The organism is Chlorogloeopsis sp. ULAP01 (assembly GCF_030381805.1).
GTDB lineage: Bacteria > Cyanobacteriota > Cyanobacteriia > Cyanobacteriales > Nostocaceae > Chlorogloeopsis.
Genome location: NZ_JAUDRH010000014.1, coordinates 209541 through 229762, shown reverse-complemented (window position 1 = coordinate 229762; position 20222 = coordinate 209541). Strand labels below are relative to the sequence as shown.

Below are 20222 nucleotides of genomic sequence, written 5' to 3'. Positions count from 1 at the left end.
GAATTGAATTGCAATTAATTCAATTAATTGCTAAATCTAGTAAAAGAATTTAAAACTGGTGATGCTGTAGTAATTGGAAAATTTTGCAACGGTAAGCGAGGAAATACTAATTCGGCAACGCGATAGGGTTCTTCTAAGTGAGGATATCCAGACAAAACAAAGGTATTAATTCCCAAGTTCGCGTATTCTAGCATTCTGATCGCTACTGTATCGGCATCGCCTACTAAAGCTATGCCTGCACCACCACGGACTAAACCTACACCAGCCCATACGGGCTAATTTCTAGTTGTTGGCGACTACCTTGGTGTAGTGTCACCATGCGGCGTTGTCCCTCAGACTCAGAGTTTGCTAATCTTTCTTGGGCAGCAGCGATCGCACGCTCGTCGAGATGTTTAATCAGTTTATCTGCTGCATCCCAAGCTTGCTGAATTGTTTCGCGGACTATAGCATACAATCGAATTCCAAAACGCACCGTTCTATCGATCTCTGCTGCTAATTGCCGGATTTTGGCAATTTTTTGAGCGACTTGTTGGGGTGCGGCTACAATCCACGTATCTTGTTTTTGCCCAGTACCAATCAACATTCCGCCATAACCAAGTTGATCTACAACTTGGGCAATTTGCCGCATATAGGGATAAGTCGCTTCTCGGCTGCCAATTTTCGTGCCTAGATAGCGCTCATCTCCCTGAGTTGGTAGATACCAAAAAACTTCCATCCGTCTATATTCCTTATGTTCATTTTTGACTGAGGATGTCTGGTGTTAAAGCTGAATACTCTTTGGGTGTAAGCATAGCCTCTTTGATATCAATTTGTTTGGGAATAACTTTTTCTTGGTAGAATAAATCAGCTATGCGCTGTTGATTGTCCATTATTTCTTGATTAATAGGTCGTAACCTGTAAGTTCTTCTTCGGGTGACTATTTCTAGAATTGGCAACTCAACTTTTAATTCAGGTGTAAGTAGTTTTGCTACCTCATTAGTGTTATTCTCTGCCCATTGTCCCAACTTATCTATTTCTTCTAAAATTATTCGCACTAATTCCGGATTTTCTGTAGCAAAAGTGCGGGCAGCCATATAAAAACCACCTTGAGTAGCTATACCACTAGCATCTCTGAGAATACGAGCATTTACCGTTTTTTGTGCTAAAGCTAAATGGGGATCCCAGGTTACCCAAGCATCTATTTTCCCTTGAATAAAGGCTGCACGAGCTTCTGATGGCGGCATACTCACAGGTTGAATATCACTATATTTTAATCCTGCCTCTTCTAGAGCCTTGATTAATAGGTAATGGGATGCAGATCCTTTTTGAAAAACTACTTTTTTGCCTTTGAGATCGGTCAAACTACGAATAGAAGAATCTTGTCGAACAATAATACCACTACCTTCACCAGTAGAAGGTTTCCTCCTAGCTACATATACTAGTGAAGTACCAGCAACTTGGGCAAATATGGGCGGAGTTTCACCAACAGAACCCATATCCACTTTACCAACATTCATCGCTTCCATGAGTTGTGGCCCCGCTGGAAATTGTGCCCAGTCTACTTTCACACCTAGAGGCGTAAGCCGTTTTTCTAAAACTCCTTTTAGTCTGACAATATCACCAGAGCTTTGATAGCCCATGTTGACAGTTGTTGTTTTAAACTCACTTGCTTTTGTTTCAGAATTTGAAGTTTGAATTGCACAACTAGTTAAAGTAGAAATAGTAAGTAATCCGGGTAATATTACTAACGAAAAACGTTGGATTTTGATAGTTTTAAGTGCTTTTGATGAAAAAAACATTGTATTTAACAGTTGATTAAATTAGTTATTGGTTTTTCCAAGCAGCAATTATCGTAATCGGTAATTCTTCTATAAAACTCCCAGATGGTTCAACAGCAAGCAACGATTCTTTTAAATCTGCTTCAAATCTCTCGCGGTTTTCTCCCACATAACTAGGGAGACAAAAGGCTGTGGAATAGAGATAGCCAAGGTAAGTATCAACCGTCCAAGATTGTTGGTATTTAACTTCATATTTAGCTTGGCTGGAGAAAGCTGATTGAGCTAAGATTTCTTCATGGGAAATTTGCAAAGGTTTCCAAACTCCCTTACCACCTTCACCAGTGCGGCGTTGTTCACCTAACCAACGTTTGACAACAGCAATAGCTGTCTTTTTCCAGGGATGATCGCTATTCCAAGGATCTTCGTGAGTCTGGATAATTGCCAAACCACCATTATCAGTAAGTAAGTTATATACGCGTTGCAAGACAAAATCTCGCTGCATCCAGTGAAAAGCTCGACCAATAGTTACCAGACGAAATTTATCAACATCAGGAGAAATATTTTCGGCTCTGTATTGTACCCAACTTATATTTGTTGCACCCACTGCTGTTGCTTGTTGTTGAGCAACTTGTAGCATTTCAGGATCGGGGTCTAAACCGATAACCTCCTCAAAGCGATCGCGTAAAGGAATAGTAATTAAACCTGCACCACAACCCAAGTCAAGGAGCTTTCCCTTACCATCAAGATGAAATATCTCTGTGAGTAAATCAAACACAATTGGTGGATATTTCGGTCTGTATTGGGCATAATACCAAGCAGCACCTGTAAATAAAGTTGGGTCGTAGGCAGGGATTGTTGTCATGTGCAGAAATTCCTGAATTCAGCTGTCATCATTCTTCTAAAATAGCAAAGCCTTATTACTCTTCTTTACCCAGTCAACTAATGTTTGAGATATTAATCAATTTTGAGCGAGTACTTCCTTTGGAGTTATTTCGGCGTACTGCTCAGGAGTCAAAAACCCATCTCTAACATTTACCTTTTTGGGTATGAGTTTGAGGTTGTACCACATATCTGCAACCTCTTGTTGTTTATTGATGACTTGTTCTGTGATTGGTACCAGTTTAAAATCATACTTTGTGTGCATGATTTCCAACGTGGGTGGGTCGAGTTGAGTTGTTTTAGCAAGCAATTGTGAAATTTCTTTAGGGTTATTCTTTGCCCAAACTTGTGCTTTTTGTAATTCCTCTAAAAATACTTTAATTACTTCAGGATTTTCTTGATAAAACTTACGTGTCGTCGAGTAAAAGTTGTTAGTATCGCGTAAGTTTCCACCATCTATCAATACACGACCAACTTTGTTTTGTACATTCCTAGTTACAAAAGGCTCCCAGATAAACCAAGCATCTACTCTACCTTGACTGAATGCCACATTTGCATCTGGAGGAGGTAGATAAATTGGCTCAATATCATTCAGCTTAAGACCTTCTTTTTCTAATGCTTTAACTATGAGATAATGACCAATAGATGCTTTTTGGGAAGCAATTTTTTTACCTTTTAAATCTTTTACACTTTTAATGTTCGAGTTGGTAGGAACTAAAAGTGAAACTGCTTTACCATCAGAGGCATTAGCAGCCAGATATACAAGTGGTGTTCCGGCTGCTTGGGAAAAAACAGGAGGTGATTCAGCAGTAGAAGCAATGTCAAGTCCACCTGCATTCAATGCTTCTAGTTGTTGTGGCCCGGCGGCAAATTCTGGCCACTCTACCTTATAACCAAGAGGTTCTAATCTTTTTTCAAGAATACCTTTTTGTTCCAAGACAGCTAAGGCTGTTAGCTGTTTAGAACGAACAATTCTAACTACTTTTTTCGTAGTATTACCACTAGATGTACTAGCTGTATTAGAGATGGGTGAAGCTTGTTGCTGAGTGTTATTTGGTGACGAAGTGCAACTCAACAGTGTAGTAGATATTGCTAAACTATAACCAAGAGCAAATAATGCAGAGCGACGAGTGATACGACGATGTTTCCAAGATTCTAGTTTTGCTTTCAAAGCTTGCATAAGTTGACTTATTTTTCTGTGAGTATATGGTTGAAAATTTATGATCGGAGATAGAGAGACTCCGATAAAAGTGTTGTCAGATATCCATGAAGATGGTTGTTCAGGTAGTCAAATATTGTCCTTAAATTGAATAAATTTTTAAATTATTATTTTTGATGTAAAATTCAATATTCTAAATTTAAGAATCTAGGAAGTAAGGTGGGGATTACCCACCTTAGATAACTTGATGAGAGGCTTACTGTGGCGAAAACTTATACTTTAAGAATATTGAGTAACTAGAGGTAATTCCTGGTTGAGTACCCAATTACCAATATCGTGCAATTTGTAATCCACTGGATCGTGTAGGGTAAAGGTGCGTAGATCCCGCCAATAACGGTCAAACCCATATTTACTAGCTGTGGAACGGGTTCCCATGACTTCAAAAATTTTGTTGGTGATATCTAACCCGACACGAGTAGCAAAAGATTTAGCGGCAAAGACTGCGATCGCTATTTCTCCCCTTTCCTCAGCTGTCAGATTACCTTCTTTCTCCGACGCTTGTTGGACTTGGGCAGCAGTGCGATCGCTCAAAGCAATGGCAGCTTGTAGTTCTGTCCATAGCTCACCGTAATGATACAGAATGTATGGGTCTTTTTTGGCACTATCTACACCCGATGTAATCCACGGTTTTGTTTGAGTTGCGGTGTATTCTTTGGCAGCAGTTATCGCTCCTTCCGCAATACCCAAATAAACATAAGTTTTGGTTAATTGAGCGATGATTCCCAAAAATGTAGCAAAAGCACCATCAGGAGGATGAGGATATCCCAAGATTTCATCTTTTTTCACCAAAACATCGTGGAAGGTAAATGTATCGCTATCTGTACGTCGCTGTCCGATGTTATCCCAATCTTGGTTAGAAACGACACCAGCCCTATCTTTGGGAATAACAAACAACCACGGCAGTTCTACACCATCTTGAAGAGCAGAGAAGACGCGCAAGTCTGCAATTGCAACACCCGTACCAAAACTTTTGACTCCATTAACGCGGAAATGCTCGCCATCTGGGTTAATTTTCAGTCTAGTATCGCGTGTGTTGATGGCATTTGCCCAGAATAAGTTATGTTCGGCAGTTTGGCGATAATATCTTTCTTTTTGTTTGCTAGTGCCGGAAACATGACCCAAGGCTGTTAAATTTAGGTGATTGCCATACAACTGTCCAATCGAACCATCTGCTTTTGATAGTTCTTGGACAATTTTTAAAGCTTCTGCCCAAGTTGCACCAGTACCACCATATTCTTGCGGTATTACCAAAGGCAACAAGCCAGTTTCTCGCAACTTTTGGATTTCTACATCTGGAAGCCCGGCTTTACTATCTCTTTCTACTGCTGTAGCAGTAAGTTCCGCAGATAGAGAAGCAGCGATCGCAATCCAATTTTTAGACTCTTCTTTAACTAATAGTTGTACCATTGCCCGTTAATCTCCTGGTTGTGACTGGGGAGAAGTTATGCAGCTTCCGAATTTAGGGCATACTCATGGGAGCGATCGCTTTGAGGTTTAGCCATCACTCGCTGTAAAATTCTCTCGACTGTCTGGGCAAATTCTGCATCTCCTCTCGGACGCGGACGTGGCAGATCAATTTTTACATCCATGCCAATTTGACCGTTTTCTATCAATACCACTCGGTCTGCTAGCACTACAGCTTCTTCCACATCATGGGTAATTAACAAAGCAGTAAATTTCTGCTCTTGCCATAAATCTTCTAGCAATTGCTGCATTTCAATCCGTGTCAGGGCATCCAACGCTCCTAGAGGCTCATCTAACAGCATCAATGAAGGTTTACTTGCCAACGCTCTTGCTAGCGCTACGCGTTGACGTTGTCCGCCAGAAAGAATACCCGGCCATTCCTGAGCACGGTCTTCTAAGCCCACTGCACGCAGCACTTGTAAAGCTGTTTGCTTGGCATATATCTTGGAATTAGAACCAAGCAATCCTAACTCTACATTGGATAATACTCGCTGCCAAGGCAAAAGTCGTGCATCTTGAAACATCATCCGAATTGTCGGATTAATCCGCTGATGGCTATGTTTGCCATCCAAAAACACGCCACCTGCACTTGGAGCATCTAACCCAGCAACCAGACGCAGCATCGTACTTTTACCGCATCCACTGCGACCAACGATCGCAACGAATTCCCCTGGCTGAATTTCTAAATCGATGTCTTGCAGAACTGTCTTAGTTCCAAAAGACTTCCTCAGTCCTTGTAATTGCAAGTGCATTCCGCGTGGTTCGGATACCATACCAAAAAACCTCCCATCTTTAAACTAATAATTCTCGGTAAATAGAAATGCCCAATCTTCTTCTTTTACAGTCAATTTCTGCTTGTATGCTGTTTGCAAATTTCTACAATACTGCGCTGCAAAGATAATATTGTTTTCTCTGTTAGATGCCTAACAACAGAGACAACTGGATGAACCAATGGGGCAACAGCACTTTTGGATTGACATTTTTCCCTGATGTCGCTATGTGTTTTCGACCTACAATCTTTGTCTAGCAGTTATTTCCGTGGCATTGATGCCTTGGATTTTGATGCTAATTAGCGTACTTACATATAATACGGTAAATTGGTAGGAATACCGTATTTAGTTTATAATAGCTTTACATAGTTAGAAAAAAAAGGCAAGCATTTTTTTACAACAAAATGTAAAAGTAATAAGGCGTTACCTATATCTAAGTTATGAGCGCATTAGCTTAACGCAGTTCAAATCCTAAATTCCTCAAAGCTTCCCGTAAGCGATCGCGTCCTGATAAAGATTCGGCAAACGCGACTCGTTTAGCTGAATGTTCCGTCCAATCACCAGGGACATTCATCTTTTGGGAATTATAGAATGCTTTCATGACTTGATTGTAAAGTGCGATCGCTTCATCTTGTTCGCTTAATTGATAGGTTTCCCGGTGTAATACTGCTGATTGGGGTAAGCGGGGTTTAATTGCAGTTTCTATTGTGCGATCGGCATAACCCACGCACAACCCGAAAACTGCAAAAATATGAGGCGGTAAATTCAGAACCTGCGCCACTGCTTCTGGACGATTACGCAACGCACCAATATAAACTGTTCCTAAACCGAGAGATTCTGCTGCTACCACCGCATTTTGCGCCGCCAATGCTGCATCTATCGCTGCCATCAAAAACATTTCTAAGTAATCCAAACCCTGATGTGGCAGCCCCCGGCTTTCGGCAATGTGCGTCAATCTTGCCAAATCAGCCAACCATACCAAGAAAAGAGGACACTGACGAATGTGTGCTTGATTATTAGCTAGTTGCGATAACTTTTCCTTACGGTTGGAACTTTCCACCGCCACAACACTCCACGTCTGAAGATTAGAAGAAGTAGAAGCGGATTGTGCTGCTGCTATTAAAGTTTCTAGAGTTCCTGACGGTAAAGATTCACTTAGATAAGCACGAATTGAACGATGAGATAAAAGAGTATCAATACAGTCATTCCAAGGAATATCTGTATGGAAAGAATTTACACCATAACGGCGATGGAGTAACTCAGTAGGATTAGTCATACATTTTTGTTAGTGGATAGTAGTTAGTGGTTAGTAGTTAATAACCAACTTAAAACCTAGATCCCCCCTAACCCCCCTTATAAAGGGGGGAATTTCTAAAGCCCGCTTTTTAAGGGGGTTGGGGAATCTTAATGTTCCTAACCAATCTATATCTTTGGAGAAAAAGCCGCATATTGCTGTGGTGTGAGCATTGCCTCTTTCACATCAATTTGTTTTGGTATCAACTTCAGTTCATAAAATTTATCAGCAACTTGCTGTTGTATAGCAATCAGATTCTCATCAATAGGTACAACACCAAATTTTCTTCTTGAACTTGCTTTTTTCATAGTGTCTAAATCAATTCCCAAAACTGGCGCAAGAATTCCTGCTACCTCATCTCGATTTTGATCAGACCATTCTTCTAGTTTTTGAATTTCTTCAAGTACTGCCTTAATAATTTCTGGTTGCTCAGTCGCAAACTTTCTAGTAGCTAAATAATAACCTCCCTGCTTATTTATCCCTGTGCCATCAATTAAAACACGAGCATTAGCTGATTTTTCAGCTGCTGCATAAAAGGGATCCCAAATAGTCCAAGCATCAATACTACCTTTTACAAATGCAGCACGGGCATCAGCAGGAGGTAAATATATAGGTTGAATATCTGTATATTTTAAGCCATATTTTTCTAGAATTTGTACTAGCATATAATGGGCGCTAGAACCTTTCTGGAAAGCAACTTTTTTTCCTTTCAAATCAGCAACTGTTTTAATAGGAGAGTTCTTGGGAACAAGAATAGCTGAACCTTGAGGACTTGGTGCGATTCCTGCAACATAGGTAAGTGGAGTACCTGCTGCTTGGGCAAAAATAGGTGGTGATTCTCCTGCATGTCCAAAGTCAATACTTCCCACATTCATTGCTTCTAAAAGTTGCGGCCCGGCAGGAAATTCTATCCATTCAACAGATACACCTTCTGGTTTAAGCCGTTTTTCTAAAACACCCTTAGCCTTAAGAAGAATTAGGGATTTTTGATAGCCAAATCTAACGACTGATGCTTGATTTTGGCTAGTATTATTCGCCGCCGTTACATTGCTATTCTCAACAGAGTTATTACCCGTGCAAGCAGCAAATAATAAGCTCAAGCATAATCCAGCCACAAAAGTACCAGAGATAGAAAGAGGCGGAATAGACAAGAATTTCTTTTGACCTAATAGACTAATTAATCTTACTTTTGTAAGTCTTGAAATTACACTTTTTAAAAGTTGCCTCATCATGTTTAATCCGCAAAACAAAGTAAGTACACTAATTTGATAGATGTATCGGAGTAGATAACTAAAAAAATATCATACTCCGGTATCTTGATTAGAAAGTAAAAGTAGTACGCAAAGCTCCTACCCAAATTGGATCGTTGTCACTATTGTGTTCTGGGTTGAGAATCACATACAAATCTGGGGTAATAGTAATGTTGTTATTTACCCGATAGCTATAAAAAGCCTCTAAGTGTAAAGAAGTATCGTTATCTTCTCGGCGATCCGCTCCAGGATTAGGTCTAAAGTCGTTACTGATAGCTTTAGGCGGTACACCAACGATAAATCCACCTACATTTCCTTCTCTAAACAAATCTGGAAAGGCAAAAGTAAGCGCACCGTTAATGATAGTCGCATCGTTATCACCGCCGCGGATTTGATGGGCGAGTGTATAACCAAACCAGCCAGCTACGTTAAAACCATTAGTAACTTTCCAGTTAAATTGAAGTCCAAAGTTATCAGATGCAGTGGCATTTTGTTGAAAAGGGTTTCTCGCAAATGCACTACCTGTACCACCAGTAAGGTTAAAACCAGTATTACTAGCAAAGTATTTGCGGACATAGCTCAGACCAAAATCTAGCTCGTTATTAGGGGATATAGTTAATTGAGCAAATGCAATGTTGTTCGCATCGGAAAAACCTATTTCCGGTACATTAGTCTGAAAGTTATCTCCTATGTAACTCAGGTTTAATTGGAATTGTTTGCTAAACTTATACGCCAAAGCTGCACCAGCACCGTCAAAGCCAGGTCGGTAAACAGTAGGGTTAAAGGTGGCAAATCTAGAGACAGCACCGTTGATTCCACCAACTAAGGGATTCAAGGTAGGAGTGTGAACAGCAGGTTGAAGCGCCCTGGGGCCTACCCAAACAGTGAGTTTGTCACCTACCGGGAAACGATAATATAACCGATCTAGATACAGATCGCTATCTGCGAAAGCACCCGATTTATCAAATGTAAAACGGGTCATGTGAGTTCCCGTAGATGTTGCCAAGTTAGGAATGTTGCTTGCTTGTAAACCAGTTGTTAGTTGGTCTTTACCATTAAAGCTAGTTTGTAAAGCGAGCCTGGCACGGTAAGCAAAAAAGGTGGTAGTGTCGTCTTCTGTATCATCAGCAGCAGTGTTATTTACTGTGTCGCCAAAGGTATCAGCCACTACGAAGATTGCATCACCAACTAGTTTTGTTGTCGTAGAAAACTGATTCGCTTCTAGTTGTGCTGTTCGCGCTTCTAAAGATTCTACTTTTCCCCGTAATTGAGCCAATTCTGGTCTAAATTCCTCTTGCAATCGCTGTAATGTAGCTAAGTCTTCTTTAGTCGCTAACTCAGCTGTCGAGGATGCAATTAATTTATTTACTTGATCTAAGCAAGCATTTAATCCTGCCGCAAATTCATAGCGGGTTAAAGCGCGATTCCCACGATAAGTACTATCAGGGTAACCTACTATGCATCCATATCTTTCTACTAAAGATTGGAGTGCAACAAAAGCCCAATCAGTAGGTTGTACATCAGAAAGCTCAGATACTGACGTGACAGGTGATTCAGTAGTTGACTGTGCTGATGGTTGGAATAGTTCAGCAGGTGTTGTTTCTGGTGTATTTTGGGTGATTGATGGAGATATTTCTGTTGCTTGTTCTTGGGCAAGAGTTCTCGTACTAGCTACTAATAACAGCAGCATTACAAAGACTGGGAAAGTAAATAACAAATTCCAAAATGTTTTTTTCATCTTGATCAGGACACAAACTTCGGTCTAGTACACAATTCTTGGTAATTCCGCACAAGCTAGTCAGATGATATTGGAACTATTTGATTTTCTAAAGAAAAGTTCGTATTTTCAGTGAGGTTATAGCCTCTCATCTGAGCAGTAATTGCAGAGTAACTATTGTTGTTTTTTCAGATTTTTATCAATAATTACTTACAAAATATCCTTCCTCCCTTAGTTACAATTGGAGGAAAGATAGTACCACTCTGGCAAGCAAATTTACCTTGCAATCTTAATATACAGTAAGTCAGTAGACTTAAAGTAGATTAATTTTACTAGATAGTAGTTTTTCACCAAAACTGTATAGAATAAGTATGAATAGCTACATTTAAATTAAAAATTAATATTTCAATAATTATATTGCCTATGAAAGCAATGTTTGGTAACATACACTTTTTGACATTAACTCCGATAAAACTATAGTTTTAGTGTACTTTGAGCAAAAATGTAGTATTTTTAAAATTTGTAGGAAAATGTAACCAAATAAAAATATTCAAGAATATGAAGTACAATCAACTTGGCGAAAGTGACCTTAAAGTTTCAGAAATTTGTCTAGGAACTATGACTTATGGGCATCAAAATATCATTGAAGAAGCCCATCAACAACTAGACTATGCTATTGCTCAAGGGATAAATTTCATTGATACTGCGGAAATGTATCCAGTACCTCCTCGTGGTGAAACCCAAGGAAGAACAGAGGCTTATATTGGAGAATGGCTGAAAAAACAACAACGCGATCGCCTCATTATTGCAACCAAAATAGCAGGGCCGGGTCGTCCTTTTAAATGGCTGCGAGGGGGAGACATTAAAGTTGATCGGGACAATATTAAACAGGCTGTAGATGATAGCCTTAAGCGACTACAAACAGATTACATCGATTTATACCAAATTCATTGGCCAGACCGTTATGTTCCCACATTTGGACAAACTGAATACAATCCTAATTTTGAGCGAGAAACTGTGAGTATTGCTGAACAATTAGAGGCTTTTGCTGATGTAATTAAAGCAGGTAAAATTCGTTATCTAGGTTTGAGTAATGAAACTCCTTGGGGAGTAAGTGAGTTTATTCGTGTCTCTCAACAGCTAGGATTACCTAGAGTTGTTTCGATTCAAAATGCCTATAATTTATTAAATCGCGTGTTTGATTCAGCTTTGGCAGAAGTTACCCGATATACTAATGTTGGTTTGTTAGCTTACAGCCCTTTAGGATTTGGTTTCTTGTCTGGGAAGTATACAGGTGATAATACACCAGAAAATACACGCATAACTTTGTTTCCAGGTTTTGGACAGCGTTATTTGAAACCAAATGTCAGCGAGGCTGTCGCAGAGTACGTGAAAGTTGCTAAAAAATATAATCTTAAGCCTGCACAGTTAGCCATAGCATTTGTACGAAGTCGGTGGTTTGTAAGTAGCACGATTATTGGTGCAACAACATTAGAACAACTGCAAGAAAATTTAGGTAGCCTGAATGTAGTTCTCGACAAGGAAATTTTAGCAGAGTTGGATACCGTTCACACTCGCTATCCAAATCCTGCAACTTAATAATTCAAAGTTAAAAATTTGTTTTACATTTTATCTTTTTTAAGCTAGATGTAAATCAAACCGCCATTTTTCGGCGGTTTTTCTATGTATGTGACTGTATTACATGAACCGATTCTGCCAAAATTTATAAAATTTAATTATTAAATACTGTAAGTCGATAGATTTATAAAATTTTTAGTTTAGAGACAGGCAATGAGATAATGATACGCTCTTAAAAAACAATCTTTACTAATATCACTAGACTCTTTTAAATCAAGTTTAATTTTTATTAAAGCAGTTCTTGATTTTCTCAAAAAAGTATGCAAAGCTTACTTTAGGAAATAAAATACGATAAACCGACCAATAAACAGTATTTAAAATTTTAAATGCTACTATATTCAGGAAGCGTGATTAATAAGCTATCCATTTGCATCATTGATATATTGCATTTTACAGTTAGTAATTAAGTGCGATCGCTATCCGCACTCAGGCGATCGCCACACCATTGCAAAGATATTTTTCTGTTTAGACAAGCGTTGATATTTGCAGCGAGGAATGCGATGAGTAGGAACCAGTTGTGTTCAACAGATTCATCTACCACCAATAGTGACCAGAACTTAGATTGTGATGTGTTAGTAATTGGTGGAGGCCCAGCTGGCACTTGGGCGGCTTGGAGTGCTGCATCTTTTGGTGCGAAGGTTGTTTTGGTAGATAAAGGTTATTGCGGTACTAGTGGCTGTGCAGCGGCATCGGGTAACGGAGTGTGGTACGTGCCACCAAAACCGGAAGCAAGGGAAGCAGCAATGGCTTCTCGCGAAGCATTAGGGGGATTTTTGTCCAGCCGTGATTGGATGCAACGAGTGCTGGATCAGACTTATGCGAACGTCAACCTACTAGCAGAGTGGGGTTATCCCTTTCCGACGGATGAGAAAGGTAAACCCTATCGACGCAGTCTGCAAGGTCCAGAATATATGCGCCTGATGCGAAAGCAAATTAAACGGGCAGGGGTGAAGATTTTAGACCATAGTCCGGCTTTGCAACTATTAGTAGATGCAGAGGGTGCAGTTGCAGGGGCGACGGGAGTTAACCGTCAAACTAGTCAAAAGTGGGTTGTGCGATCGCACGCAGTTATCATTGCCACCGGTGGCTGTGCTTTTTTGAGCAAAGCTTTAGGTTGCAATGTCCTAACAGGAGATGGATACCTTATGGCAGCTGAAGCGGGTGCGGAAATGTCGGGGATGGAATTTTCCAATGCTTATGGCATCGCACCTGCCTTTTCTTCTGTTACCAAAACCCTGTTTTATAATTGGGCTACCTTCACTTACCAAGATGGCACACCTATACCAGGTGCAGGTTCCCAAAGAGGGCGTTCTGTTATTGCCAAAACTTTATTAATGCAGCCAGTCTATGCCATCTTAGACCAAGCCACTGAACAAATGCGCGTACAGATGCGTCTAGCCCAGCCCAACTTCTTCTTACCTTTTGATCGCGCAGGCATCGATCCCTTTACTCAACGCTTCCCTGTTACCTTACGTTTAGAAGGAACAGTGCGGGGTACAGGTGGGATTCGGATTACCGATTATACTTGCGCAAGTTCTGTACCGGGACTATATGCTGCTGGAGATGCAGCAACGCGAGAATTAATCTGTGGAGGATTCACCGGGGGCGGTAGTCACAATGCGGCTTGGGCGCTCTCTTCAGGATACTGGGCGGGGCATTATGCTGCTAAATACGCTCATGACTTAGGCAAGCAAGCTAACCAACGGCAAGTAGAGGCGATCGGTACAGTCGGATTTACATCTGGTAGTCAACATCAACTCAATAGCCAAGAGATCATCGAAGCTACTCAAGAAGAAGTTTTCCCTTACCATCGCAATTATTTCCGCAATCAGCAAGGGTTAACAGAATCATTGCAAAGATTAGATTACCTTTGGCAAGAGATTCGTACCAGCCAGGCTACGGATGATGGTAATATTCTCCGTGTCAGGGAAGCTGCTGCAATGGTGGCTACAGCACGATGGATGTACAGCAGCGCCTTAGAACGCAAAGAAACGCGGGGAATGCATAGGCACCTAGACTATCCCCAACAGGATGCCAATCAGCAGCACCGTTTGATTAGTGGTGGCTTGGATAAAGTTTGGGTAAAAGCTGAAGAATTAGGGACAAGGAATAAGGGATCGGGGATAGGGAAAGAATTTGCATTAACAGTCTAGGGACTTGGGACTAGGAACTAGGAACAAGAACATGATTCACGATTCTCCATATCCGCGTGTCACCTTGTCCTATTCTTCCCAATACCCAATACCCGATCACCAATACCCAATACCCGATACCCATGATTGAGTTAGTCAGTGAGTCGCGGTGCATTCAATGTAATATCTGCGTCAGTGCTTGTCCGACTAATGTTTTCGACAAAGTACCAGATGCACCACCCAAAATTGCTCGTCAAAGCGACTGTCAAACCTGTTTTATGTGTGAATTGTATTGTCCGGTAGATGCGCTTTATGTCGCCCCGGAAGTTGAACCCCTGGCAGAGATAGACGAAAAGTCACTCAAAGAAGCTGGACTTTTGGGAAGCTACCGCCGAAATATTGGTTGGGGGCGCGATCGCACCACCACAGCCCAACAAGATTCTACTTACCAAGTACTGAAGCAGATGAAGTAGAACAAATTTCTTTCTCCTTTTTCCCATTCCGGTTCTGGGCTGCGGCTTCCGTTGCCCAGGCTTCTTCCTATATCTTTGGTTATTGTTCATGATTCTACATCACACACACGACGGTAGTATGGGGAAAAGTTTCAAGACTCAAGTAAATAACTTTTTTCCCTTCACCCTTTCTTCTTTTTCTATTTACCAAAAAAACTGTGGTGGACTACTAGTATCTGGCTTAATATTCTTGAGTACTGCTTGCAGCTCCACTCAAACCGTCTCGCAAGCAGTGCCAAACTACAACACACAACTTACACCAAACACTTCTACCTTACGTTTGGGTTTCATTAGTACCAATAATGCTAAAGTTCCTACAGGCCCTACAGGTTGGGCAATGCAGCAGGGAAAATTTTTACCAGAATTGCAGAAATTGGGGATTACAGAAGTTAAAACACTTTCATTTCCCAATGGCCCCAACTTAAATGAAGCTTTAGTTGCAGGGGCAATTGATGTTGGCATCTACGGTGATACACCTGCATTGGTTGCCAAAGCTAACGGTACTCCCACCCGCTTGATCAGTCAAGAACAAGTGGGGATGAATGCGTGGTTGCTGGCGAAGAAAAACGGGCCGCGTTCATTAGCACAACTCAAAGGGCAAAAGGTAGCGACTTCTAAAGGGTCGTATATGCATCGCTATCTAATCGGATTGTTGCAAAAATCTGGTATTGAAAAAGATGTAACAGTCATACATTTGCTACCAGCTGAAGCACAAGCAGCACTTGAACGAGGTGACGTGGCAGCGATCGCAGCTGCTACAGGTACGGGGCCATTGTTAATATCAAAGGGTTATCCAGTCATTGATGAAGCAAAACAGCATTCTGATTTACCAGGAACTAGTGTAACTGTTGCCACAGAAACTTTTCTTGCCAGACATCCTGATCTACCTCAAAAGTGGAATCAAATTAAACAAGCAGCAGTCAAAGATATCAAAGCTAATCCAGAACCATACTATAAATTCCACGCCAAGGCGACGAGATATCCGATTGATGTGGTGAAGGCATCTTTTCCTGTCGAACAATTTCCACAAGAACCGCTTCCTCCTAAAGGAATAAAATTGCTGGAAGGAACAAAGCAGTTTTTAGTAACCCAGAAATTAGCTAAATCAGATTTTAAATTGAATGATTGGATTGTGTCACCGCACCAAAAGTAAACTGAAAAACAGATAGTCCCAATGAAAAATATATTTTTCTCTGCATCCTATTTCAAGCCAGATGGGTAAGAAAAACCATTTCCTTCTGCCTCCTGCCCTCTGCCCTCTGCCTTATTCTTAAGGAGGTTTATTTTGAAAATTATTTTACCCATAGAACTTGCTGTCGATATTGAGCCATTCTTACCTTCAGATATTACATTTGTGCGTGTAGATAGTGATGGTAATTTTGATGACGATCCCAGTCATGCAGAAGTTTACCTCAACGGATTCAAATTAAAACCTACTACTCTGCACAAGGTATTAGCAGCAGCACCTGGAATTTGCTGGCAGCATACACCCAGTTCAGGCGTGAATCATATCCTGACGCCCACTTTTTTAGAACATGACATCATTCTGACGAACGGTTCAGGAGTTCATGCCATTCCCATAGCGGAATTTGTACTGAACTTCATGCTTTATTACGCCAAAAATGTCCATAAGTTGCAAAATTTACAGGCTAACCATCACTGGTTCAATTGGTTAGAGTTAGAAGAATTATACAATAAGACTTTATTAATTATCGGTGCAGGAAATATTGGTCAAGAAATTGCCCTTCGCGCTAAAGCCTTTGGGATGCGAATTTGGGGTAGTCGCCGCCATCCTGAACCATTGCCGAATTTTGACAAAATAGTTGGTGTGAATGAATGGCGATCGCTGCTTGGAGAAGCTGATTATGTAGTAGTTGCCACACCTCTCACACCGGAAACCAAAGGCTTAATAGATGCGGAGGTGCTGCAATTAATGAATCCCAATGCCTACTTAATTAATATTGCTCGCGGTGCAATTATAGATGAATCAGCATTATTAACTGCTCTGAGTGAAGGATGGATTGCAGGTGCGGGTTTAGACACTTTTGTTACTGAGCCACTCTCACCCGAAAGCCCGTTTTGGTCTTTGCCTAATGTATTTGTAACACCCCATTGTTCAGCGCTTACACCACAACTTCGGAACCGGATTGTGGCATTGTTTCTCGATAATCTGACGCGTTATCGTCACGGGGAACCTCTACGCAATGTTGTAGATAAAAATGCAGGCTACTAGCAAGTGAACGGTAAGTATCCTACATTCCGCAGGTTGCTCAACGAAGTAGATAATATTTCTGACAAGCATAACCAAGAAACCGTAGTATAAACTGTCGTTCATGAGTGAGGTTAGAAATAAATTTGACCTGAGAAACTACAACTAGATGAACAGCTTGAAAACATTGGAAAACCCAGCGCAGAGTAGGAGATTGAGTAGGAAAACCGCGTTGATTGGGAATAGTGTGATTTTCTGCGACGAGATGGGAACGGAGTTGTCGCTGCCCAATAATGTAAACAAGTAAACATCAAGCATAATCATAGCTAGAGCAGCCACCCGTTTTGAAGACTTAACAAATACACTCGATGCGAAAAAAATAGGGTCTTTAAGAAATTTGAAGCCAGTTCTTTATCTACTAGTTTCTCATTCAGATTTTGCTGTGGTTTTTCGTCTACTTGCAGCCAGATATCTATTGTTAGCAATCCATGTGCTACATCATTTGATGAAGGCGTTTTTTGAGATTCGCTCTCTGAGTTTTCATATTCCCCATCTACATGGAAGCTATTCCATCCAAATGTGGGACTAGCCCGCCCGGCTAAACGCTTCTTTGAGACCACAACTGCCTCTGTAACCTAGATACAGCCATTCCTAAAATATCAGAGAGAAAAACAATGATTAAGAGTCCAGAAAAACTTGCAGATTCGACAATCCAGTTTTCGGCTCCGGTCACAGCCCACTCGCCAGAACTCCAACAGCTTTTTGATTTTATCGCTCTGGGGGCTTCTGAGCGCGATCGCGATCGCATCCTGCCTTTTGATGTGGTTGAATTGATCCGGCGTTCGAGGTTGGGTGCATTGCGAATCCCTGTTGCCGAAGGTGGTGCTGGTAGTTCAGCGCGGGAACTGTTCGAGGTCGTGATTCGGCTGGGGGATGCCGATCCAAATGTTGCTCACATTGTACGGAATCATTTCTCAGTTACGGAGAGAATTTTGCGTTCAGAACGCACCCAAAGGAATCGTCGATGGCTCAAGGCTGTTATCGATGGCGCGATTATTGGACTTGCTTCGACCGAACTAGAAGTCAAGCGATCTGGTGGCGGTCAAGTTGTGAATACAAAATTGATACCCGATGGCGACGGCTATCGTCTGAATGGGATGAAGTATTACAGCACTGGTAGCCTTTATGCAGACCTAATCTTCGTGCGTGTGTTAACACCCGATGACGCTACAGCCTTCATACTCATTCCTACCAACCGCGAGGGGATTGAGCTTGTAGACGACTGGGACGGCTTCGGGCAAAGGTTGACAGGTACGGGAACGACTACATTCACCAACGTCCATGTCGAGGCAGATGAAGTAATTCTTGATACAGACACAGATAAAGATAACCTACCCTATAACATTGTGCCGCAATTGTTCCTGACTGCGATTAACGCTGGTATTATTCGCAGCGTGCTGCGCGATGCGATAAACCTCGTCCACAAACGTCCCAGAACCTTCTATCATGCTGTAGCCGAGCAAGCAGCAGATGACCCCCTCTTGCAGCAAACCATTGGTCAAATTTCCGCCAATGCCTTTGCTGCCGAAGCGATCGTCCTAGCCGCCGCCAATGCTCTTGATCGCCTCCCGGCTGCCAAAGCTCAGGGTGAAGAGGCGGAGACAGCAGCAGCACTAGGAGCTTCTTTGAGTGCAGCCAAAGCGAAACTGGTTGTTGATGAGTTGGCACTACGTTCAGCTACCCTACTATTTGAAGTCGGTGGGGCTTCCACAACTAAAAAAAGCTCCAACTTGGATCGTCATTGGCGAAACGCTCGCACCTTGGCATCACACAACCCAAGTCACTTCAAAGCTCGTGCGATCGGGGACTACGAAATCAACGGCACACCACTGCCGATGAGAGGATTTTTCTAAGTTCATTGCATACAGAGCAACGGGTGCAGAGGAGCAGGGGAGATAGGATAGAAAATTCTTCCCCTTGTCCCACCTAGAGCAGCTGAGAAAGCTGCCGCATATCGTTAAAAACAATCTTGGCTCCAGCAGCAGCAAGAGCAGTGCGATCGCTAAGTTGAGCATAGCCAAAAACAGTCATTCCTGCCGCGCATCCTGCTTGCACACCCGGTACAGAGTCTTCAATCACAGCACAATGTTCTGGATTTGTCTTCATTTGCTCCGCTGCGTAGAGATACACATCGGGAAAAGGTTTGGGGCGCAAAACATCATTAGCACTATATAACTTGCCATGAAAGTGATGCAGAAGTCCCGTTAATTTCAATACCAGTTGAATATGGCGGTGGCTGCTATTTGATGCCACACATTTTGGTAATGTAATTTGCTTCAATATTTCGGTAATTCCCGAAATTGGCTGTAATTCTTGCTGCAATGCAGCAATTTCTCGTTTCCTGCAACGTTCGACAAAGTTTTTGGGCAATGGTTTGTTGTAGGTTTGCTCGATAATCTCTAAACAGGTTTCAAGGGACTTGCCTGTAAATTGTTGAGTCATTTCTGCATAGGTAATAGAAAAACCAACTTCGGTGAGCATTTCCGCAAAAATGCGATTCACAATTTGTTCGCTATCAACCAAAACTCCATCACAATCAAAAATTACAAGATTGAACCGATTTTTGCCCATATCATTGCCTTAAATATAGGATTCAGAAACAAGATCCCCGACTTCTTGGAGAAGTCGGGGATCTGAACATTAAATGATTAAGAGCGATCGCATTTCATCACGTAAATCTTGTTAAGTAATTTTGGAAGGAATTTCATATTAGAAAATACATTGTTTTTTTCCTCTGCTTCTTCCTCACTAGAATATTTCAAAGCATACATTCCTGCTGTGCGTGCTGCTTCAATTCCAACATCGCTATCCTCAATCACAACACAATATTCGAGCGAAAATCCCATTTTATTTGCTGCATATAAAAATAAACCTGGATCGGGTTTCCACGAGCCAATATCATAAGAACTAAACAAGCGATCGCCAAAGTAATGCGACAGAGTGGTTACATTTAGAGCCTTGCGAATTTTTGCTATCGGCGCACTTGAGGCAACACAAAATGGATATTCCAGGGTTTTTAGCATCTCTGAAACGCCTGTGATTGGCTGCAAGTAAAATTCAAATAACTCATCTACTCTCTGACGATATGTTGCCTCAAAATCTATGGGCAGCTTTTCGCCAAACCTCATCTCTATGTCAGCGAAGATTAAAGCCAATTTTCTGCCACGATATCGACGAATCAAACTTTCAACTGAGTAGTTGATAAAAGGTAGCAGATCGATAAATGCTTGGTTACAAAGCCTCTCACTGTCAACTAATGTTCCATCCAAATCAAAAATGACACAAAGATGCTTCATTTATTGTCCATTTGCCATAGTTTAG

At 41.4% G+C, this 20222-nt stretch carries 19 protein-coding genes and 1 pseudogene; 6 read left to right on the top strand and 14 right to left on the bottom strand.

Annotated elements, in window-relative coordinates; translation table 11 throughout:
- Positions 1–23 precede the first annotated feature (23 nt).
- The 10 genes from QUB80_RS35305 to QUB80_RS25760 form a co-directional block, all read right to left on the bottom strand.
- Complete coding sequence (locus QUB80_RS35305) at positions 24–194, bottom strand: hypothetical protein (RefSeq protein WP_502875327.1); 171 nt, start codon at positions 192–194, stop codon at positions 24–26.
- A 62-nt stretch (positions 195–256) separates the two neighbouring features.
- Positions 257–715, bottom strand: coding sequence for an LLM class flavin-dependent oxidoreductase (locus QUB80_RS25800; RefSeq protein ID WP_502875326.1), 459 nt, complete (start codon positions 713–715; stop codon positions 257–259).
- Between the two features lie 19 nt (positions 716–734).
- The gene (locus tag QUB80_RS25795; RefSeq protein WP_289792335.1) at positions 735–1778 is read right to left on the bottom strand and encodes a sulfonate ABC transporter substrate-binding protein; all 1044 of its coding nucleotides are present in this window, start codon (positions 1776–1778) and stop codon (positions 735–737) included.
- Positions 1779–1803: 25 nt separating this feature from the next.
- Positions 1804–2619, bottom strand: a complete 816-nt coding sequence (locus QUB80_RS25790) for a class I SAM-dependent methyltransferase (protein ID WP_289792334.1) — start codon at positions 2617–2619, stop codon at positions 1804–1806.
- Between the two features lie 96 nt (positions 2620–2715).
- The gene (locus QUB80_RS25785) at positions 2716–3816 is read right to left on the bottom strand and encodes an aliphatic sulfonate ABC transporter substrate-binding protein (protein WP_289792333.1); all 1101 of its coding nucleotides are present in this window, start codon (positions 3814–3816) and stop codon (positions 2716–2718) included.
- A 258-nt stretch (positions 3817–4074) separates the two neighbouring features.
- Positions 4075–5262, bottom strand: coding sequence for an acyl-CoA dehydrogenase family protein (locus QUB80_RS25780; protein ID WP_289792332.1), 1188 nt, complete (start codon positions 5260–5262; stop codon positions 4075–4077).
- 35 nt (positions 5263–5297) lie between these two features.
- Positions 5298–6092: an ATP-binding cassette domain-containing protein gene (locus QUB80_RS25775; protein ID WP_289792331.1), complete on the bottom strand. Its 795-nt coding sequence runs from the start codon at positions 6090–6092 to the stop codon at positions 5298–5300.
- Between the two features lie 451 nt (positions 6093–6543).
- On the bottom strand, positions 6544–7365 hold the full coding sequence (locus QUB80_RS25770) for an NADPH-dependent oxidoreductase (protein WP_289792330.1): 822 nt from the start codon (positions 7363–7365) through the stop codon (positions 6544–6546).
- Positions 7366–7511: 146 nt separating this feature from the next.
- Positions 7512–8534 (bottom strand): sulfonate ABC transporter substrate-binding protein, encoded by a 1023-nt coding sequence (locus QUB80_RS25765; RefSeq protein ID WP_502875325.1) that lies wholly within the window; start codon positions 8532–8534, stop codon positions 7512–7514.
- 169 nt (positions 8535–8703) lie between these two features.
- Complete coding sequence (locus QUB80_RS25760; protein ID WP_289792328.1) at positions 8704–10371, bottom strand: iron uptake porin; 1668 nt, start codon at positions 10369–10371, stop codon at positions 8704–8706.
- 537 nt (positions 10372–10908) lie between these two features.
- Here QUB80_RS25760 and QUB80_RS25755 point away from each other — a divergent pair.
- The 5 genes from QUB80_RS25755 to QUB80_RS25735 all read left to right on the top strand — a co-directional run bounded on the left by QUB80_RS25755 (position 10909) and on the right by QUB80_RS25735 (position 16865).
- On the top strand, positions 10909–11949 hold the full coding sequence (locus QUB80_RS25755; protein ID WP_289792327.1) for an NADP(H)-dependent aldo-keto reductase: 1041 nt from the start codon (positions 10909–10911) through the stop codon (positions 11947–11949).
- Between the two features lie 539 nt (positions 11950–12488).
- The gene (locus tag QUB80_RS25750; protein WP_289792326.1) at positions 12489–14141 is read left to right on the top strand and encodes an FAD-dependent oxidoreductase; all 1653 of its coding nucleotides are present in this window, start codon (positions 12489–12491) and stop codon (positions 14139–14141) included.
- Between the two features lie 122 nt (positions 14142–14263).
- A complete protein-coding gene (locus tag QUB80_RS25745) occupies positions 14264–14593 on the top strand; it encodes a 4Fe-4S dicluster domain-containing protein (RefSeq protein WP_289792325.1) in 330 nt (109 codons plus the stop codon).
- 88 nt (positions 14594–14681) lie between these two features.
- Positions 14682–15785: an ABC transporter substrate-binding protein gene (locus QUB80_RS25740; RefSeq protein ID WP_289792324.1), complete on the top strand. Its 1104-nt coding sequence runs from the start codon at positions 14682–14684 to the stop codon at positions 15783–15785.
- A 132-nt stretch (positions 15786–15917) separates the two neighbouring features.
- Positions 15918–16865, top strand: a complete 948-nt coding sequence (locus QUB80_RS25735) for a D-2-hydroxyacid dehydrogenase (RefSeq protein WP_289792323.1) — start codon at positions 15918–15920, stop codon at positions 16863–16865.
- Between the two features lie 37 nt (positions 16866–16902).
- On the opposite strand, the pseudogene QUB80_RS25730 reads toward QUB80_RS25735, so the two are convergent.
- Both QUB80_RS25730 and QUB80_RS25725 read right to left on the bottom strand, forming a co-directional pair.
- A pseudogene (locus QUB80_RS25730) lies at positions 16903–17246 on the bottom strand (IS1634 family transposase); the annotation flags it as partial.
- The gene (locus tag QUB80_RS25725; protein WP_289792322.1) at positions 17168–17461 is read right to left on the bottom strand and encodes a hypothetical protein; all 294 of its coding nucleotides are present in this window, start codon (positions 17459–17461) and stop codon (positions 17168–17170) included. The pseudogene QUB80_RS25730 and the gene QUB80_RS25725, both read right to left, overlap by 79 nt.
- 54 nt (positions 17462–17515) lie before the next feature.
- Here QUB80_RS25725 and QUB80_RS25720 point away from each other — a divergent pair, with 54 nt between their 5' ends.
- Positions 17516–18754 carry an acyl-CoA dehydrogenase family protein gene (locus tag QUB80_RS25720; protein ID WP_289792321.1) on the top strand — a complete coding sequence of 413 codons (1239 nt, stop codon included), beginning with the start codon at positions 17516–17518 and terminating at the stop codon, positions 18752–18754.
- Positions 18755–18827: 73 nt separating this feature from the next.
- Here the strand turns inward: QUB80_RS25720 and QUB80_RS25715 are convergent, their stop codons facing one another.
- Both QUB80_RS25715 and QUB80_RS25710 read right to left on the bottom strand, forming a co-directional pair.
- Positions 18828–19472, bottom strand: coding sequence for an HAD family hydrolase (locus QUB80_RS25715; RefSeq protein ID WP_289792320.1), 645 nt, complete (start codon positions 19470–19472; stop codon positions 18828–18830).
- A gap of 77 nt (positions 19473–19549) precedes the next feature.
- On the bottom strand, positions 19550–20197 hold the full coding sequence (locus QUB80_RS25710) for an HAD-IA family hydrolase (protein ID WP_289792319.1): 648 nt from the start codon (positions 20195–20197) through the stop codon (positions 19550–19552).
- Positions 20198–20222 lie beyond the last annotated feature (25 nt).

What these genes read in the sequence shown, in the direction of transcription:
- QUB80_RS35305 (WP_502875327.1), bottom strand. Translation starts at nt 194, where the DNA reads ATGCTAGAATACGCGAACTTGGGAATTAATACCTTTGTTTTGTCTGGA.
- QUB80_RS25800 (WP_502875326.1), bottom strand. Translation starts at nt 715, where the DNA reads ATGGAAGTTTTTTGGTATCTACCAACTCAGGGAGATGAGCGCTATCTA.
- QUB80_RS25795 (WP_289792335.1), bottom strand. Translation starts at nt 1,778, where the DNA reads ATGTTTTTTTCATCAAAAGCACTTAAAACTATCAAAATCCAACGTTTT.
- QUB80_RS25790 (WP_289792334.1), bottom strand. Translation starts at nt 2,619, where the DNA reads ATGACAACAATCCCTGCCTACGACCCAACTTTATTTACAGGTGCTGCT.
- QUB80_RS25785 (WP_289792333.1), bottom strand. Translation starts at nt 3,816, where the DNA reads ATGCAAGCTTTGAAAGCAAAACTAGAATCTTGGAAACATCGTCGTATC.
- QUB80_RS25780 (WP_289792332.1), bottom strand. Translation starts at nt 5,262, where the DNA reads ATGGTACAACTATTAGTTAAAGAAGAGTCTAAAAATTGGATTGCGATC.
- QUB80_RS25775 (WP_289792331.1), bottom strand. Translation starts at nt 6,092, where the DNA reads ATGGTATCCGAACCACGCGGAATGCACTTGCAATTACAAGGACTGAGG.
- QUB80_RS25770 (WP_289792330.1), bottom strand. Translation starts at nt 7,365, where the DNA reads ATGACTAATCCTACTGAGTTACTCCATCGCCGTTATGGTGTAAATTCT.
- QUB80_RS25760 (WP_289792328.1), bottom strand. Translation starts at nt 10,371, where the DNA reads ATGAAAAAAACATTTTGGAATTTGTTATTTACTTTCCCAGTCTTTGTA.
- QUB80_RS25755 (WP_289792327.1), top strand. Translation starts at nt 10,909, where the DNA reads ATGAAGTACAATCAACTTGGCGAAAGTGACCTTAAAGTTTCAGAAATT.
- QUB80_RS25750 (WP_289792326.1), top strand. Translation starts at nt 12,489, where the DNA reads ATGAGTAGGAACCAGTTGTGTTCAACAGATTCATCTACCACCAATAGT.
- QUB80_RS25745 (WP_289792325.1), top strand. Translation starts at nt 14,264, where the DNA reads ATGATTGAGTTAGTCAGTGAGTCGCGGTGCATTCAATGTAATATCTGC.
- QUB80_RS25740 (WP_289792324.1), top strand. Translation starts at nt 14,682, where the DNA reads ATGATTCTACATCACACACACGACGGTAGTATGGGGAAAAGTTTCAAG.
- QUB80_RS25720 (WP_289792321.1), top strand. Translation starts at nt 17,516, where the DNA reads ATGATTAAGAGTCCAGAAAAACTTGCAGATTCGACAATCCAGTTTTCG.
- QUB80_RS25715 (WP_289792320.1), bottom strand. Translation starts at nt 19,472, where the DNA reads ATGGGCAAAAATCGGTTCAATCTTGTAATTTTTGATTGTGATGGAGTT.
- QUB80_RS25710 (WP_289792319.1), bottom strand. Translation starts at nt 20,197, where the DNA reads ATGAAGCATCTTTGTGTCATTTTTGATTTGGATGGAACATTAGTTGAC.